Annotated in this window: 15 protein-coding genes; 8 read left to right on the top strand and 7 right to left on the bottom strand. The window is 65.2% G+C overall.

The genetic code is table 11. The features are described 5' to 3' along the window. Window positions 1–6 precede the first annotated feature (6 nt). From AB4Z38_RS11275 to AB4Z38_RS11250, 6 genes are all read right to left on the bottom strand, one after another. A complete protein-coding gene (locus tag AB4Z38_RS11275; protein ID WP_441429783.1) occupies window positions 7–1,176 on the bottom strand; it encodes a carboxylate-amine ligase in 1,170 nt (389 codons plus the stop codon). Between the two features lie 100 nt (window positions 1,177–1,276). Further along, window positions 1,277–1,480: a hypothetical protein gene (locus tag AB4Z38_RS11270; RefSeq protein WP_441429782.1), complete on the bottom strand. Its 204-nt coding sequence runs from the start codon at window positions 1,478–1,480 to the stop codon at window positions 1,277–1,279. Between the two features lie 215 nt (window positions 1,481–1,695). Continuing rightward, window positions 1,696–2,301, bottom strand: a complete 606-nt coding sequence (locus AB4Z38_RS11265; protein ID WP_441429781.1) for a DUF1326 domain-containing protein — start codon at window positions 2,299–2,301, stop codon at window positions 1,696–1,698. Between the two features lie 79 nt (window positions 2,302–2,380). After that, complete coding sequence (locus tag AB4Z38_RS11260) at window positions 2,381–2,719, bottom strand: YciI family protein (protein ID WP_441429780.1); 339 nt, start codon at window positions 2,717–2,719, stop codon at window positions 2,381–2,383. Next, window positions 2,716–4,056, bottom strand: coding sequence for an RNA polymerase sigma factor (locus tag AB4Z38_RS11255; RefSeq protein WP_441429779.1), 1,341 nt, complete (start codon window positions 4,054–4,056; stop codon window positions 2,716–2,718). The genes AB4Z38_RS11260 and AB4Z38_RS11255 overlap by 4 nt, the downstream gene beginning before the upstream one ends. Before the next feature lie 44 nt (window positions 4,057–4,100). Further along, window positions 4,101–4,427 (bottom strand): YciI family protein, encoded by a 327-nt coding sequence (locus AB4Z38_RS11250; protein ID WP_441429883.1) that lies wholly within the window; start codon window positions 4,425–4,427, stop codon window positions 4,101–4,103. Window positions 4,428–4,640: 213 nt separating this feature from the next. Between AB4Z38_RS11250 and AB4Z38_RS11245 the strand changes: the two genes are divergently transcribed. The 8 genes from AB4Z38_RS11245 to AB4Z38_RS11210 all read left to right on the top strand — a co-directional run bounded on the left by AB4Z38_RS11245 (window position 4,641) and on the right by AB4Z38_RS11210 (window position 13,833). Next, window positions 4,641–5,519: an FAD binding domain-containing protein gene (locus tag AB4Z38_RS11245; RefSeq protein WP_441429778.1), complete on the top strand. Its 879-nt coding sequence runs from the start codon at window positions 4,641–4,643 to the stop codon at window positions 5,517–5,519. A gap of 5 nt (window positions 5,520–5,524) precedes the next feature. Next, window positions 5,525–6,049, top strand: coding sequence for a (2Fe-2S)-binding protein (locus AB4Z38_RS11240; RefSeq protein ID WP_441429777.1), 525 nt, complete (start codon window positions 5,525–5,527; stop codon window positions 6,047–6,049). Continuing rightward, a complete protein-coding gene (locus AB4Z38_RS11235; RefSeq protein WP_441429776.1) occupies window positions 6,046–8,439 on the top strand; it encodes an aerobic carbon-monoxide dehydrogenase large subunit in 2,394 nt (797 codons plus the stop codon). The genes AB4Z38_RS11240 and AB4Z38_RS11235 overlap by 4 nt, the downstream gene beginning before the upstream one ends. Before the next feature lies 1 nt (window position 8,440). Then, complete coding sequence (locus AB4Z38_RS11230; protein WP_441429775.1) at window positions 8,441–9,397, top strand: XdhC family protein; 957 nt, start codon at window positions 8,441–8,443, stop codon at window positions 9,395–9,397. 21 nt (window positions 9,398–9,418) lie between these two features. Further along, the gene (locus AB4Z38_RS11225) at window positions 9,419–10,339 is read left to right on the top strand and encodes an AAA family ATPase (RefSeq protein ID WP_441429774.1); all 921 of its coding nucleotides are present in this window, start codon (window positions 9,419–9,421) and stop codon (window positions 10,337–10,339) included. Further along, window positions 10,332–11,603, top strand: coding sequence for a vWA domain-containing protein (locus tag AB4Z38_RS11220; RefSeq protein ID WP_441429773.1), 1,272 nt, complete (start codon window positions 10,332–10,334; stop codon window positions 11,601–11,603). The genes AB4Z38_RS11225 and AB4Z38_RS11220 overlap by 8 nt, the downstream gene beginning before the upstream one ends. 52 nt (window positions 11,604–11,655) lie before the next feature. Beyond that, a complete protein-coding gene (gene exaC, locus AB4Z38_RS11215; RefSeq protein ID WP_441429772.1) occupies window positions 11,656–13,179 on the top strand; it encodes an acetaldehyde dehydrogenase ExaC in 1,524 nt (507 codons plus the stop codon). Between the two features lie 66 nt (window positions 13,180–13,245). Beyond that, the gene (locus AB4Z38_RS11210) at window positions 13,246–13,833 is read left to right on the top strand and encodes an adenylate kinase (RefSeq protein WP_441429882.1); all 588 of its coding nucleotides are present in this window, start codon (window positions 13,246–13,248) and stop codon (window positions 13,831–13,833) included. Window positions 13,834–13,927: 94 nt separating this feature from the next. On the opposite strand, the gene AB4Z38_RS11205 is transcribed toward AB4Z38_RS11210, so the two are convergent. Beyond that, a partial coding sequence (locus tag AB4Z38_RS11205; RefSeq protein WP_441429771.1) for an AMP-binding enzyme occupies window positions 13,928–14,773 on the bottom strand: 846 nt, incomplete at its 5' end.

Genomic DNA, 14,773 nt, shown 5'->3' with positions numbered 1-14,773 from the left:
TCCGAGCTAGCTCGCAACGAGTGCTGCAGTCGCTGCGCCTGACACGAGGTATGGTTCGCCGGCGTTCTGGTGATCAGCGGGTTCAAGGTGGGTCACACCCGTTGCATATGCGACGACCCCGGCGAGACTGCCGGTGCGTTCATAGGCTTGCCGTTGCCGGGCGGCTCCCGTGCCTTGGCTGAAGATCCTCTGCAATCCCTCCTTGGCGTAGTGCACGTCCCCGGTCTCTTCGAGGGCATCGCTGACGTGGGAGCAGAGTGCGGCGAGGACATGCCTTGCCGATGCGGGCTTGTGGGTTTTCGGGTCGAGCAGCTCTCCATGCAGGCCGAACCGGCTCGCTCGCCACGTGGCCTGTCGCAGGACAGTGGCAGAAACCATGTCCGGCAGTTGTCCGGACCTCCATTCCCTGGCGGCGGTGTCCACCAAGGCACGCACCAAGGCCGCAATCAGGACGGTATCCCGGGCATCAAGGCAAACATCCGAGACACGGATCTCCACCGTGGGGTGCCGGGCGGACAGTCTTGCATCGAAATCCGGGTTCATGACCACGCCGGTTCCCGACAGCTCCGCCGCCAACGAGTGATAAGCCGCGGCAGATCCGAAGACTTCGGTGGGACCGGCGCTGGACCATCGGTTCCAGGCCTGGGTCCGGAAACTGGCGTAACCGCTGTCGGCCCCGTTCCAGAACGGGGAATTCGAGCTCAGTGCAGTCAGCACCGGAAGCCAGGCCCTGATCCGGTCCAGAACTGCAACGCCTTCCTCATCCGAATCAACGGAAACATGGACGTGATATCCGCAGGTCAGCTGCTCCCTGGCCGTCAAGGCGAACTTTTCCAGGAGTGCGTCGTAGCGCTCGGTGTTTGTTGCATGCGGAGTGACCGCCAGCGGCGATGTCGCGAGTGCGGCAATTCTTGCGCCCGCTTCGCGAGCGAGCGAATCGGCGTAAGAGCGTCCCGCACGTATTTCGGCGGCGAGTGCACTCAGGCTGCTGTGCGGCGAGGTGATGACTTCGACTTGCTCCTGCTGAAGCTCGATCGCCAACGTCGGGCCGAAAGGAGGCGCCACACCCTGGGGACCGGCGCTATGAAGGCGCAACACATCGCCAGCGAGGGGCACGGGACTGCCGTTGTCAGGATCCACGATCAGAAATTCTTCTTCAACACCAAAAGTACGCACTTGCCAAGTGTGGGCCACAAAAGAGGCCGCCAACGACCACAAGTCGCAGGACCCCTAAAATCAAGCGTCGCTGGTCGGTTCCGAGGACGCCCGACTGCTGCTAGTTGGCCGGCGTCACCACGTCCTCCAGCATTGACCTGTCGAAGAAGCGGATCTCTCCCGTTGCCTCGAAAAACACGGGAACTACCGAAGTGTTCGCGTCCTTCGAAGTTTCATAGATCTCCGGCGCGCTGCCGTGTTTTCGCGCAATGGTTCCGACCAACTGGGTGCCGCGAACCCGGACGGTTCGATACTTATAGCTCATGTGGACTCCTATCGTCAGCCAAGGCAAACGCTACTCCTGTGGAGCACAGGCGGCAGTGGCCGCTCGCGGCTCGTCCTGCCGTTTACGACGTGAGCACAGCTGTGAGATGGTCAGGCACTACAGTATGTGGAACCGTAGGCCGGGCGTGAGGTCCCGGAACGATGCGGTGGGCGGCAGATGTGCCTGCCGCGGTGGAGGGCTATCCCTCGCCGCGACTAGGCGGACCAGGCAAACGGTGCCGAGAAGGAGTTCTTTCCGGCGTTGTCCCAGCTCATCCCGAACACGTCCACGCGGGCCGTGCTCGACGTGCCGGCCGCCAGGGTGTCCGCCGGGAATCCTATCCCGCTGATTTTCACTCCTAGTCCCGTGGCATCCAGCGGAGACACAAAGTCCTCCACAGCCATGTCGACTGCGCTGCCAACGCGGACCTGGTGCGTGCGCCCGTCCTCGGTGTAGGAGATTTCCAGGGACTCCATTCCCGCCATTTCACCGATCAAGGGTGCTAGGCCTTCCATCGGTCCGCCGAGTTGGCCACCGAAGACACCACCGAGCGCTTCCGCCTGCTCGGGCGAAGCAGCGGCATCCATCAAGACACCGAGCTTCCAACCCCCGTCACTCATGAGGGCAGGTGTATCGGCGACGACGCAGACCGTCAGGCCACCGACGTCGACGCCGTTTACCTCACCGGTGTCCACATGAAAGGCCAGGGCCACGTTGCAGCGATCGTTATCCGCCGGTGCGGTCAGCCCGGAAGTGGAACACGGGCAGACCATGTCGCAGTTGCAATTCTCAAAATACGTACCCTCGACGTGCCACGACATCTGGGGCTCCTTTCGACGAGGCATCCCCAAAAGAAAGTCTCCTCGCGGCCCAGAACGGTGTCAACGCTCTCAACATCCGTCACGGATCCATGGGGCGTACCTCGATCGGCCACAGCCTGGCCTCTCGGAATTTGCCGGCAATTTCCACAGCGCGGGCCATATCAACGCAATCCACAACGTAGAAGCCGGCCACGATTTCCTTCGTCTCGATGAACGGGCCATCCGTCACCGTAGGGCCGCCGCCATTGTTTCTCACGAACTTCGCTTCCTCACCCAGCTCATGGGCCTCCACGAACTCTCCGGAGGCCCTGAGTTCCTGCTGCAACGAAGCATGGGCCTGCACTATCGCCTCGATCTCGGACTCGGGAAGTGCGTTCCAGGTGTCGAAATTGTTTTGAATTAGCAAGAGGTGTTTCATTCTTTCTCCTCGGCGGATGTCGTGCGGCTGTTCTGCTTTGCTTCAGATACGGACGAGTACCCCGGACCGGTCTCCGCCAGGCGTTTGCCAAGATAGCGACGCTCTGCCTCTGATGGTGCGAGTTCCCGGGCCTTTTGGTATTCGTCCCACGCCTCTGTCCTTCTGCCCAATCGGCGCAGGAGGTCCGCTTTCGCAGCAGGCAGAAGGTAGTACCCCTCCAGAGATCGAGATCGGTCCAGTTGCTCGATGAGTGCAAGGCCTGCCGCGGGCCCTTGGGACATCGCGACGGCGACAGCCCGGTTGAGCTCGACGACCGGCGACGGTGCGATCTGCGCAAGGGAGTCATACAGCAAGGCCACCCTGGCGAAGTCTGTACTACCGGAGTTGCTGGCGGTCATATGGCACGCCGCGATGGCGGCCTGGACCCGGTAGCTCCCCGGCCGGGAACGGCGTGAAATGCCGAGCCGTTCGGCAACCGAAAGCAGCGCGACGGCCTCCGCAATCTCAGCCTGATCCCACGATTCGCGGTCCTGCTCCTCCAACGTCACCAAGTCCCCCGCAGCATCCGTTCGCGAGCTTCGCCGGGCATGGTGGAACAGCATGAGCGCCAGGAGACCCACAGCCTCCGGCTCCTGCGCGGAACCGTTAAGCAACGAAACGAGCAATCGGTTGAGGCGTATCGCCTCCCGCGCAAGGGGCTCGCGGATCAATGATTCTCCGCCGGTGGCCGAATAGCCCTCGTTGAACATGAGATAGAGCACGGCCAGGACCCCGGCCGTGCGTTCAGCTCTCAGCTCCGGCGGCGGAACCCGATACGGTATTCCTGCGTCCCGTATCTTGGCCCGTGCGCGGACGAGCCTCTTTGACATGGTGGCTTCCGAGACAAGGAACGCACGCGCGATCTCACCGGTGGTCAGCCCCGCGACCGTACGCAACGTCAACGCAACCCTTGCGTCGAGCGGGAGGGCAGGGTGGCAACAGGTGAAGATCAGCCGCAACCTGTCGTCCTCTGCGGCCGGATCACTGCTGCCCGGTTCTTCCAGGCCCTCGAGTTGGGCGATGATCGCGAGTTCACGGACCGCCCTCTTTTCACTGGCCGCACTCCGCATGCGATCGATCGCCCTGTTCCTGGCCACAGTGGTCAGCCATGCCCCGGGATTCCTCGGAATGCCGTGCTCCGGCCAGTCGACCAATGCTTTTGCGAACGCATCCTGGACACAATCCTCTGCCAGGCTCCAGTCGCCCGTCACACGGATGAGGGTTGCGGTGATGCGGGCGGTCTCCTCGGCGGAGGCGGCCTCGACGGCGGTCCGGGCGTCCGTCAGTCCTGATGCCACGTCATCCCTCCCACGATCATCGACGCCGGCCACCGGGCGAACCCCTACAGCCCGAGCGGCCACACTGGCCTGATCTCAATCTTGCCGAACTTCGCCATGGGATGCTTCGACGACACTTCGATGGCCTCATCGAGATCTGCACACGCGATGATGTCGTAGCCCGCGATCCATTCCTTCGTTTCCGCAAACGGCCCATCCGAGACAACTACCTCACCCGCCCGCACCGTGACGGTTGTCGCGTCCTCGACAGGACGCAGCCGGTCACCGTGACGGCTCACGCCCCGGGCTTCCATCTCGGCCACCCATTCCTCGATATTGTCCTCGGCGGCGACATATTCCGGCGCTGACGGGTCGTTGCAAATGAAAAGCATGTACTCCACGATGACTCCTTCTTATCGGTTGATACACCATGACGACGGGCGGAACGTCGCGAAAAGGACACTGCATGGGACATTATTTTTGCAAGTCAAAATGGCAGTGATCTTGCCCCTTTGACCATGTTGACACCCACAATGACGCGGGCAAGACTGATCATAGGTCCGCGTCCTACGACCTGCAGGACGTCTGGCCCTAAGGGGTGGACAATGCAGATTCCGGCTCCATTTGATTATGAGCGCGCGAGCGACGTCGCAAACGCGCTGGCCCTCCTCGAACGCCACGGTCCCGAGTCGCGCATCATCGCAGGCGGACATAGCTTGCTGCCGATGATGAAGTTGCGCCTGGCGCGGCCCGAGTGGCTGATCGACATCAACGACCTGGCGGAACTGGAATTCATCCGGCGGGAAGGTGACGAGATGCATGTGGGCGCATTAACCCGCCACACAGCGCTCCTCGAGTCCACCGACGTCGCCGGACTCTTTCCGATAATCCGCGACGCCGAGCAGGTGATCGCGGACCCTGTGGTCCGCAACCGCGGCACGATCGGAGGCTCGCTCTGCCAAGCGGATCCGGCCGAAGACCTGTCTACTGTCTGCGACGTCCTGCGTGCCCAGGCCGTGATCCGCGGGCCCGACGGCGAACGGATCGTGGCCATGTCGGACTTCCACCGCGGCCCCTACGAAACCGCCGTGGCGCAGAACGAACTGTTGTACGAAGTCCGCTTCGCGATCCGCCCACGCTCAGGCAGCGCCTATGAAAAGGTGGAACGCCGGGTGGGTGACTGGGCAATCGTCGCAGCCGGGGCCGCCGTCGGGCTTTCTTCGGACGGCACTGTGGAAGAGGCCGCAATCGGGCTGACAGCGGTCGGGCTGGACGGCACCGTCCCCGAGGCCGAAGCCGTGCTTCGCGGACAGCAACCGGATGAGGACCTGTTCGTCGAGGCCGCCCGCATCGCAGCCGCCGCCTGCCACCCGGTGGACGACCAGCGTGGACCGGTCGACTACAAACGGCATCTGGCCGACGAACTGACCCGCAGGGTCCTGCGCCGTGCTTGTGCGCGCGCCGCAGGTGCACAGGAAGGCTGAAGGCAATGCAGATCAGTATGACGGTCAACGGGGACAAGGTAACCCGCGAGGTCGAACCCCGCGTGTTGCTGGTCCACTTCATCCGCGAAAACCTTGGATTGACCGGCACGCACTGGGGATGCGACACCAGCAACTGCGGAACCTGCGTCGTGTTGATGGACGGCCAGCCGGTGAAATCGTGCACCGTACTGGCAGCCATGGCTGATGGACACGACATCCGGACCGTCGAGGGACTGGCCGCCGGCGGCACGCTCGATCCGGTGCAGCAGGGGTTCATGGAGGAACACGGCCTGCAATGCGGATTCTGCACTCCGGGAATGATGCTCAGCGCCAGGGCCCTGCTCGACCGCAACCCGCATCCCGACGACGCCGAGATCCGCCAAGCCATTTCCGGCCAGATTTGCCGGTGCACCGGTTACGCGACCATTGTCCGCTCGGTGCAATGGGCCGCCGCCCACCCGCTCGGTGGGGACGCCGGGACGGACGACGGCGCTGCCGGAGGGGCCACCGCGGAAGAGGTGACGGCATGACCACCACCCAGGAGCATGCACCCAACCCGGCGGCCGGAGACCCGCGCCGCCCGATCGGGTTCGGCCGCCTCCAGCGCAAGGAAGACCCGCGGTTCGTCCGCGGCAAGGGCACTTACATCGACGACATCGTGCTGCCCGGCATGCTGCATGGAGCCATCCTGCGCGCACCCGTTGCGCATGCGCGGCTGGTCTCAATAGATACCACCGAAGCGTTGGCGCATCCCAAGGTACTCGCCGTCATCACGGGCAAAGACCTGCAGGCCCTCAACCTCGCGTGGGCGCCCACGCTCTCGGCCGACGTCCAGGCAGTCCTTGTCACGGACAAGGTCCGCTTCCAGGGCCAAGAGGTAGCTTTCGTCGTCGCGGAGGACCGCTACGCCGCGCGCGACGCCCTGGAACTGATCGACGTCGAATACGACATGTTGCCGCCGGTGATTGATGCCCGCCACGCCCTCGACCCCGGCGCGCCGGTCATCCGTGACGATATCGAGGGCCGGACGGACAACCGGATCTTCGATTGGGAGATCGGCGATGCGGCTGAAACCGAGGCGGTGTTCGCCGCTGCCGACGTCGTCGTCGCGCAGGAGGTTGTGTATCCCCGAGTGCACCCCGCGCCCATGGAAACCTGCGGCGCCGTCGCGGACTTCGACCCGATCGACGGCAGGCTGACCCTCTACGAAACAACCCAAGCGCCGCACGCCCACAGGACGCTGTACGCGATAGTGGCGGGCATTCCGGAGCACAAAATCCGGATCGTCTCCCCCGATATCGGCGGAGGCTTCGGCAACAAGGTGGGCATCTATCCCGGCTACGTCCTGGCGGTCGTCGGCTCGATTGTCACCGGCAAGCCGGTGAAGTGGGTGGAGGACCGCTCGGAAAACCTGATGTCGACGTCGTTCGCCCGCGACTACATCATGCAGGGCGAGATCGCGGCCACCAAGGATGGCAAGATCCTCGCGGTCCGGACCAACGTCCTTGCAGACCACGGTGCGTTCAATGCCACTGCGCAGCCCACCAAGACCCCGGCCGGGTTCTTCTCCATTTTCACCGGGAGCTATGACCTGAAGGCGGCTTACTGCAAGGTCACGGGTGTCTACACCAACAAAGCGCCCGGGGGCGTAGCCTATGCCTGTTCCTTCCGCGTAACCGAAGCGGTCTATCTGGTGGAGCGCATGGTGGACATCCTGGCCCGGAAACTGGAGATGGATCCTGCAGAGCTTCGGCTGAAGAATTTCATCAGGCCGGAACAGTTCCCTTACGCCAACAAGACCGGCTGGGTTTACGACTCGGGCAACTACGAGCCTGCGATGCGTTTGTCCATGCAAATGGCCGGGTACGAGGATCTGCGGCGCGAGCAGCTCGAAAAGCGGGAGCGCGGCGAGCTGATGGGCATCGGCGTCTCGTTCTTCACCGAGACGGTCGGTGCCGGTCCGCGCAAGCATTTCGACATCGTTGGGCTCGGTATGGCCGACGGCGCCGAACTCCGCGTCCATCCCACCGGCAAGGCCGTCGTCAGGATCTCTGTGCAGAGCCAAGGGCAGGGCCACGAGACCACTTTCGCCCAGATCGTGGCCGAGGAGCTCGGCATCCCGCCTGAGAGCATCGACGTCGTCCACGGCGACACGGACCAGACCCCCTTTGGACTGGGCACGTACGGCAGCCGCTCGACGCCGGTCAGCGGCGGCGCAGTGGCGCTTGTGGCGCGGAAGGTCCGGGACAAGGCGAGGTTCATTGCCGCCGCGATGCTTGAGACGCGGGCCGAGGACCTCGAGTGGGAAAAGGGCCGCTGGTTCGTCAAGGGCGATCCAAGCGCCGGCAAGACAATCGCCGAGATCGCCTTCGGCGCCCACGGCACGGTTGCCCTGCCGGAGGGCATCGACGGCAACCTCGACGCGGAGGTGACCTATGACCCTCCCAACCTGACGTTCCCGTTCGGCGCCTATATCTGCGTAGTGGACGTCGACGCCGGGACCGGCCACGTCAAGGTCCGGCGCTTCATCGCGGTGGACGACTGCGGGACACGGATCAACCCGATGATCATCGAGGGCCAGGTCCACGGCGGGCTGACCGACGGCGTCGGGATGGCGCTCATGGAGATCATTGCGTTCGACGAGGAGGGCAACTGCCTCAGCGGCTCGTTCATGGACTACCTCATTCCCACGGCGATGGAAGTCCCGGATTGGGAGACCGGGTTTACCGTCACACCGTCGCCGCACCACCCCATCGGCGCCAAGGGCATCGGCGAATCCGCCACGGTCGGGTCCCCGCCGGCCATCGTCAACGCCATCGTGGATGCTTTGGCGCCGTACGGAGTGACGCACATGGACATGCCGTGCACGCCGGCCCGCGTATGGGAGGCCATGCAGGGCCGAGCCAGGCCACCGGTGTGACATGCCACTGCACGGAGAAGCCCTGGCGGCGAGGGCGCAGGAACTTGTGGAACGCCGGGAACCTTTTGTGCGTGCCACGGTAGTGCGCGCGCAGCACCCCACCAGCGCCCACGCCGGGGACACCGCCCTGGTGCTGGCCAACGGGGAAATCGACGGGTTCCTTGGCGGCACGTGCGTCGAGGCCTCCGTGCGCGAATACGGCCTGCAGACTCTGTCCAAGCACGAACCCCTGCTGTTGCGCGTCGTCCCCGGCGAGCCGTCCCGCACCCGCGAGGAGGGCGCCGTTGAGGTCGCAAATCCTTGCCTCAGCGGCGGCGCGGTGGAGATTTTCCTCGAGCCGCAAGTGCCCGCTCCCCGAGTGGTGGTGGTCGGCGCGACCCCCGTGGCACAGGCATTGGGCGCCTTGGGTGCCATCCTCGACCTGGACATGGACCTCACGGACGGAACCGCGGCGGAACCGCGGGCCGACGACGCCGCCCTCATCGTCGCGTCGCAGGGCCGGGACGAGGAACCCGCGTTGGAGGCCGCACTCCGGCTAGGGGTGCCATACGTCGCCCTGGTCGCGAGCCGCACGCGCGGCGCCGCGGTCCTGGCCTCACTCGACGTCGACGACGGCCAGCGTGCGCGCGTACACAGCCCGGCCGGACTGCTGCTGGGCGGGCGGACGCCTGCCGAGATCGCGCTGTCGATTCTGGCGGAGCTTGTGTCCGTGCGCCGCCTCGACCGGACCGGAGAGACGGCGACAGCTGAAACCACGACGGCGGAGGCTGCCACGGCGGATCCGGGGCCGGCGACGGCCGAGCCCGCGAGTGCCGTGGACCCCGTTTGCGGCATGAGCGTTGCGGCTGTGGAGTCCTCGCTGCACGCCGAGTTCGCCGGAGCGACGTATTACTTCTGTTCCGCTGGATGCAGGAAGGCCTTCCTCGCCGATCCGGAACGCTATGCCACTGCGTCGTGAGCCCCGGCTGGGACGTGACCGATGAGCGGGCCGGTGCGGGCGGGTGCGGAAGACGATGTCCGGCGACTTGTCCCGGACGTTTCCGCGCTCATGACCGCGCTCGACGACGGCGACTACCTTGCCGACGTCGGACTGGCGACCGCATTGTTCCTGGCCATCCGATTGCCGCAACCCATCCTGCTGGAGGGTGAGGCCGGCGTCGGGAAGACCGAGGCGGCAAAGGCGCTGGCCAAGGTGCTCGACACGCCCATGTACCGCTTGCAGTGCTATGAGGGCATCGACGTGGGCGAGGCTCTGTACGAATGGAACCATCAACGCCAGCTTCTGGGCATCCGCTTGGCTGAGGTCCGGGATGTCCGCGTGGAGGAATCCGATCTCTTCGGGGAACAGTACCTGCTTCGCCGGCCGCTGCTGAAGGCGATCGAGCATCCCGGCCCGCGTCCGGCCGTGCTCCTGCTGGACGAGATCGACCGGGCCGACGCTGAGTTCGAGGCCTTCACTTTCGAGCTGTTGGCTGAGGCCGCGGTGACGATTCCCGAGCTGGGCACTATCCGGGCCACGCACCCGCCCGTCGTCGTCCTCACCTCCAATCGGACCCGGGACCTCCACGACGCTTTGACCCGGCGCTGCCTGTATCACTGGATTGACTACCCCCGGCCGGAGCGCATCGCCGCGATCGTTCGCCGCAGGGTGCCCGGCAGCGCCGAGCCGCTCGCCCTGGATGCCGCAGCGGCCATCACGAGGCTGCGGTCCCTGGACATGGCCAAGCCCCCGGGTATCGCGGAGGCAATCGACTGGGTGTCCGCCCTGACGGTGCTTGGCGTGGAACGACTGGACCCGGCTGCGGTGAAACAGACCTGGGGTTCAGTCCTGAAGAATCGCGACGATCTGGACATTGCCTTGGCCCGCGGACCGGCATGGGTGGCCGGCGGCCATGACTGAGTCTGCGCTCAGGGATGGCTTGGCTGGCGTAGATGCTGCGGCGTTGGCGGTGGGGTTCAGCACGGCGCTGCGCCGTGCAGGGTTGCCGAGCTCCCCGGACCGCGCTGCCTGGCTTGCCCAGGCGCTTAGGCTCGTTCCCCCTACCGCCCGTGAGCCGCTGTACTGGACGTGCCGGGTGGCGCTCGTCTCCTCGCATGACCAACTGCCGGTATTCGATGCCGTCTTTTCGGCCGTATTCGACGGGACACTCGATCCGGCAGACACCCGCGGCGATGCCAACAGTCCACCGGCAATCGGCGCGGCGGAGCACACCCGGACCGCTCCAAGCGGACGACGCCTGGCCCACGCCGACGGTCAGGTCCCGGCGTCGCGGGCACCCGTCGCCGCCCCTGGCGAAGCGAACGATAACGAATCCGATACACCGGCGTCCGAGGCAATCCTGGCCATGGCCTCCCCTGACGAGCACCTGCATGAGAAGTCGTTCGCCGAGCTGACACCCGAAGAAGCTGCCCACGTGCGCCAGCTGGTGGGGCGCATCGTGCTGGCTACCCCGGAGCGCCGAAGCCGCCGGACACGCCAATGGGCGCAAAGTGGCGCAAAGCTCGACCTCCGGCGCACCATCCGCGCGGCTCGGCGCACCGGCGGCGACGCAAGCTCCTTGGTCTATGCCCGCCGTCGTCCGCGTCCGCGCCGCCTCGTGTTCCTGTGCGATGTGTCCGGCTCCATGGAACCGTACACACAGGTCTTCCTTTCCCTGCTGCAGGGCGCGGTGGCCGGCGCACAGGCCGAGGCGTTCGTGTTCTCCACCCGGCTGACCAGGCTGACCCGCCAGCTTTCGAACCGGAACGCAGACAAAGCCTTGGCCCTGGGAGCCGCGGCCGCCCCCGACTGGGCGGGTGGCACGCGCCTGGCGGAGAGCCTCCGGCGCTTCATCGATGGCTATGGACGCCGCGGCTTGGCCAGGGGCGCGGTCATTGTGCTGCTTTCCGACGGTTGGGCCCAGGACGCGCCGGAACTGGTGGACGCCCAGATGGCGCGGCTGCGGCGGCTCGCCTACCGGATCGTCTGGGTCAATCCGAGGAAGGCCGGCACGGACTACCAACCGTTGGCGGGCGGCATGGCCGCTGCGTTGCCCTACTGCGATGCCTTCGTCAGTGGGCACAACTACACCGCTCTGACGGAAGTCGCAACCGCCATTCGCGCCGGAGATCAGCGACGAGGGCATCCGGTGGGATGCCCATTGCAGCCTGGTCGCAACCTTTGAACCCCTAGCATGGGGGCCAGGACGAAGACGTCTGTTTTCCAGAGGAGTGACCATGACTGTTTATGTACAGCCCGGCCAAGAAGGATCCAAGGTCCAGTTCAAGGACCGCTACGAGAACTGGATCGGCGGAGAATGGGTGGCTCCAACTACCGGCCGATACATCGAGAACGTCTCCCCGGTGAACGGGAAGCAATTCACCGAGGTGGCCCGCGGCGCTGCGGCGGACGTTGAGCTCGCCCTGGACGCCGCGCACAAGGCTGCACCGGCGTGGGGCAAGACGTCAGCCGCTGAGCGCGCTGCAGTGCTGAACAGGATCGCAGACCGGATCGATGCCAACCTCGAAATGCTGGCCGTCGCCGAAACCTGGGACAACGGCAAGCCCATCCGCGAAACCCTGAACGCGGACATCGCGCTCGCGGCTGACCACTTCCGGTACTTCGCAAGCGCTATCCGGGCACAGGAAGGCCGGCTGTCCCAGCTGGACGAGGACACCACCGCCTACCACTTCCACGAGCCGCTCGGTGTGGTGGGGCAGATCATCCCGTGGAACTTCCCGATCCTGATGGCCGTCTGGAAGCTCGCTCCGGCCCTGGCCGCCGGCAACGCGGTGGTCCTGAAGCCCGCCTCCAACACCCCGGCCTCCATCCTGGTCCTGGCGGAACTCATCGCGGACCTTCTGCCACCGGGACTCCTGAACATCGTCAACGGCTTCGGCTCCGAGGTGGGAAAGCCGTTGGCCTCCAGCCCCCGGATCCGGAAGATCGCGTTCACCGGCGAGACCTCCACCGGGCGCCTGATCAGCCAGTACGCCAGCGCCAACCTGATCCCGGTCACGCTGGAGCTCGGCGGCAAGAGCCCCAACATCTTCTTCAACGATGTTGCTGAATCCAACGATGCCTTCTACGACAAGTCGCTCGAAGGCTTCACCCTGTATGCCTTCAACCAAGGCGAAGTCTGCAGCAGCCCGTCGCGCGCCCTCGTCCAGGACGGTATCTACGACTCCTTCATGGCCGACGCCGTGGCCCGGACCAACAAGATCATCCAGGGCAACCCGCTGGACACCAATACCCAGATCGGTGCCCAGGCATCGGTAGGACAGATGGAGAAGATCCTCTCCTACATCGACATCGGGCTCGACGAGGGCGCCAAGATCCTCAGCGGCGGTGCCCGGGCCCAGCTCGACGGCGACTTGGCCGGCGGCTACTACGTACAGCCGACCATTTTCGAGGGCCAGAACAAAATGCGGATTTTCCAGGAGGAAATCTTCGGCCCGGTGGTCTCCGTTGCGCGCTTCACGGACTACAACGACGCCATCAATATCGCCAACGACACCCTCTACGGACTCGGCGCCGGCGTCTGGTCCCGCAACGGCAACGTCGCCTACCGGGCGGGCCGGGAAATCCAGGCCGGCCGTGTCTGGGTCAACAACTATCACGCCTACCCGGCCGGCGCTGCGTTCGGCGGCTACAAGTCCTCCGGGATCGGACGTGAGAACCACGCCATGATGCTGGACCATTACCAGCAGACCAAGAACCTCCTGGTCAGCCACTCCGAAAACAAACTCGGCTTCTTCTAGAGCCTGAGCGATGACCCCAGCAAGCTTTCAACAACGAGACAACGAAGGGCTACCTGAATGACGAGAATGCTGATTATTGGCCCGCCCGGCTCCGGCAAAGGCACGCAGGCGGAACGGATCTCCGAACGCGTCGGCGTCATTGCGATCTCCACCGGAGACATCTTCCGCGCCAACGTGAAGGGCGGGACACACCTTGGTCTCGAAGCCAAGAAGTACATGGACGCCGGAGATTTCGTGCCGGACAGCGTGACGAATGAGATGGTGCGCAGCCGCCTCAGCGAGGACGACGTCGAAAACGGATTCCTGCTGGACGGGTACCCCCGCACCACGGCGCAGGTTGATTACCTGGACGAGGTATTGGCGGAGGGCGAGCAGCTGCTGGACGTTGTCCTGCAGCTGACAGCCGATGACAACGAACTGGTCCACCGCCTGCTGGGCCGCGCAAAGGAGACGGGCCGCAGCGACGACAACGAAGCCGTTATCCGCCACCGGTTGGACCTCTACCACGAGCAGACCGAAGCCGTAGTGGCCAAGTATGCCGAGCGCGGCATACTGATTAAGGTCGATGGTCATGGCGGGATCGAGGATGTCACCGACAAGCTAATGGGCGCCATCGAAAGCCCAAGCAGGGTGTCCATCGCCGGCGGAAGGTAGTCCTGGAACGATCGGCATCAGTGATCCCGGAACAGTAATCGGCCCTGTCGGATTCCCTCAGCGGAATCCGACAGGGCCGAGCTGTGGTGTGCTCTTACAACGAGGGCTTCAGCGACTGCGCGATCCGGGCCATGATGGTGGGGTCGGAGAGGGTGGTGGCGTCGCCGGGTTCGCGGCCTTCGGCGACGTCTTTGAGGAGGCGGCGCATGATCTTGCCCGAGCGGGTTTTGGGCAGTTCGGGGACCACGAGGATGTGCCGGGGTTTAGCGATGGGCCCGATTTCCTTGCCGACATGGTTGCGGAGCTCGGCGATGGTGGCGTCGCCGTCGTCCTGTCCCGACGGGGCGGATTCGCGCAGGATCACGAACGCGACCACGGCCTGGCCGGTGGTCTCGTCGGCGGCCCCGACGACGGCGGCCTCCGCCACCCAGGGGTGGGAGACGAGCGCGGATTCGATTTCGGTGGTGGAGAGCCGGTGCCCGGAGATGTTCATGACGTCATCGACCCGGCCCAGGAGCCAGATGTCCCCGTCGTCGTCTTTCTTGGCCCCGTCGCCGGCGAAGTACATGCCCTCGAAGCGGGACCAGTAGGTCTCCTTGAACCGTTCCGGGTCCCCCCAGATGCCGCGCAGCATCGCCGGCCAGGGTTCGCGGACCACGAGGTAGCCGCCGTGCCCGTCCGGGACGGAGGCCCCGGCCTCGTCCACGACGTCGATCGCGATCCCGGGCAGCGCCACCTGCGCGGAGCCCGGCTTGGTCGCGGTGACCCCGGGCAGGGGGGCGATCATCTGCGCGCCGGTCTCGGTCTGCCACCAGGTGTCCACGATCGGGGCAGGGTGTTCCTTCTTTTCCCCGTTGTTGCCGGCGTTGGAGCCGATGACGTCCCGGTACCACATCCAGGCCTCGGGGTTGATCGGCTCCCCCACCGAGCCCAGGACCCG

The sequence above is a fragment of the Arthrobacter sp. 2RAF6 genome (assembly GCF_052115205.1).
GTDB lineage: Bacteria > Actinomycetota > Actinomycetes > Actinomycetales > Micrococcaceae > Arthrobacter.
Note: the sequence above shows the minus strand (reverse complement) of the source record. Positions and strands in the feature narration are given on the sequence as shown.

Bases quoted from the DNA above. Each gene is read 5' to 3' on its own strand.
- AB4Z38_RS11270 (WP_441429782.1), bottom strand. From the start codon at position 1,480: ATGAGCTATAAGTATCGAACCGTCCGGGTTCGCGGCACCCAGTTGGTC.
- AB4Z38_RS11265 (WP_441429781.1), bottom strand. From the start codon at position 2,301: ATGTCGTGGCACGTCGAGGGTACGTATTTTGAGAATTGCAACTGCGAC.
- AB4Z38_RS11260 (WP_441429780.1), bottom strand. From the start codon at position 2,719: ATGAAACACCTCTTGCTAATTCAAAACAATTTCGACACCTGGAACGCA.
- AB4Z38_RS11250 (WP_441429883.1), bottom strand. From the start codon at position 4,427: ATGCTTTTCATTTGCAACGACCCGTCAGCGCCGGAATATGTCGCCGCC.
- AB4Z38_RS11245 (WP_441429778.1), top strand. From the start codon at position 4,641: ATGCAGATTCCGGCTCCATTTGATTATGAGCGCGCGAGCGACGTCGCA.
- AB4Z38_RS11240 (WP_441429777.1), top strand. From the start codon at position 5,525: ATGCAGATCAGTATGACGGTCAACGGGGACAAGGTAACCCGCGAGGTC.
- AB4Z38_RS11235 (WP_441429776.1), top strand. From the start codon at position 6,046: ATGACCACCACCCAGGAGCATGCACCCAACCCGGCGGCCGGAGACCCG.
- AB4Z38_RS11230 (WP_441429775.1), top strand. From the start codon at position 8,441: ATGCCACTGCACGGAGAAGCCCTGGCGGCGAGGGCGCAGGAACTTGTG.
- AB4Z38_RS11225 (WP_441429774.1), top strand. From the start codon at position 9,419: ATGAGCGGGCCGGTGCGGGCGGGTGCGGAAGACGATGTCCGGCGACTT.
- AB4Z38_RS11220 (WP_441429773.1), top strand. From the start codon at position 10,332: ATGACTGAGTCTGCGCTCAGGGATGGCTTGGCTGGCGTAGATGCTGCG.
- exaC (WP_441429772.1), top strand. From the start codon at position 11,656: ATGACTGTTTATGTACAGCCCGGCCAAGAAGGATCCAAGGTCCAGTTC.
- AB4Z38_RS11210 (WP_441429882.1), top strand. From the start codon at position 13,246: ATGCTGATTATTGGCCCGCCCGGCTCCGGCAAAGGCACGCAGGCGGAA.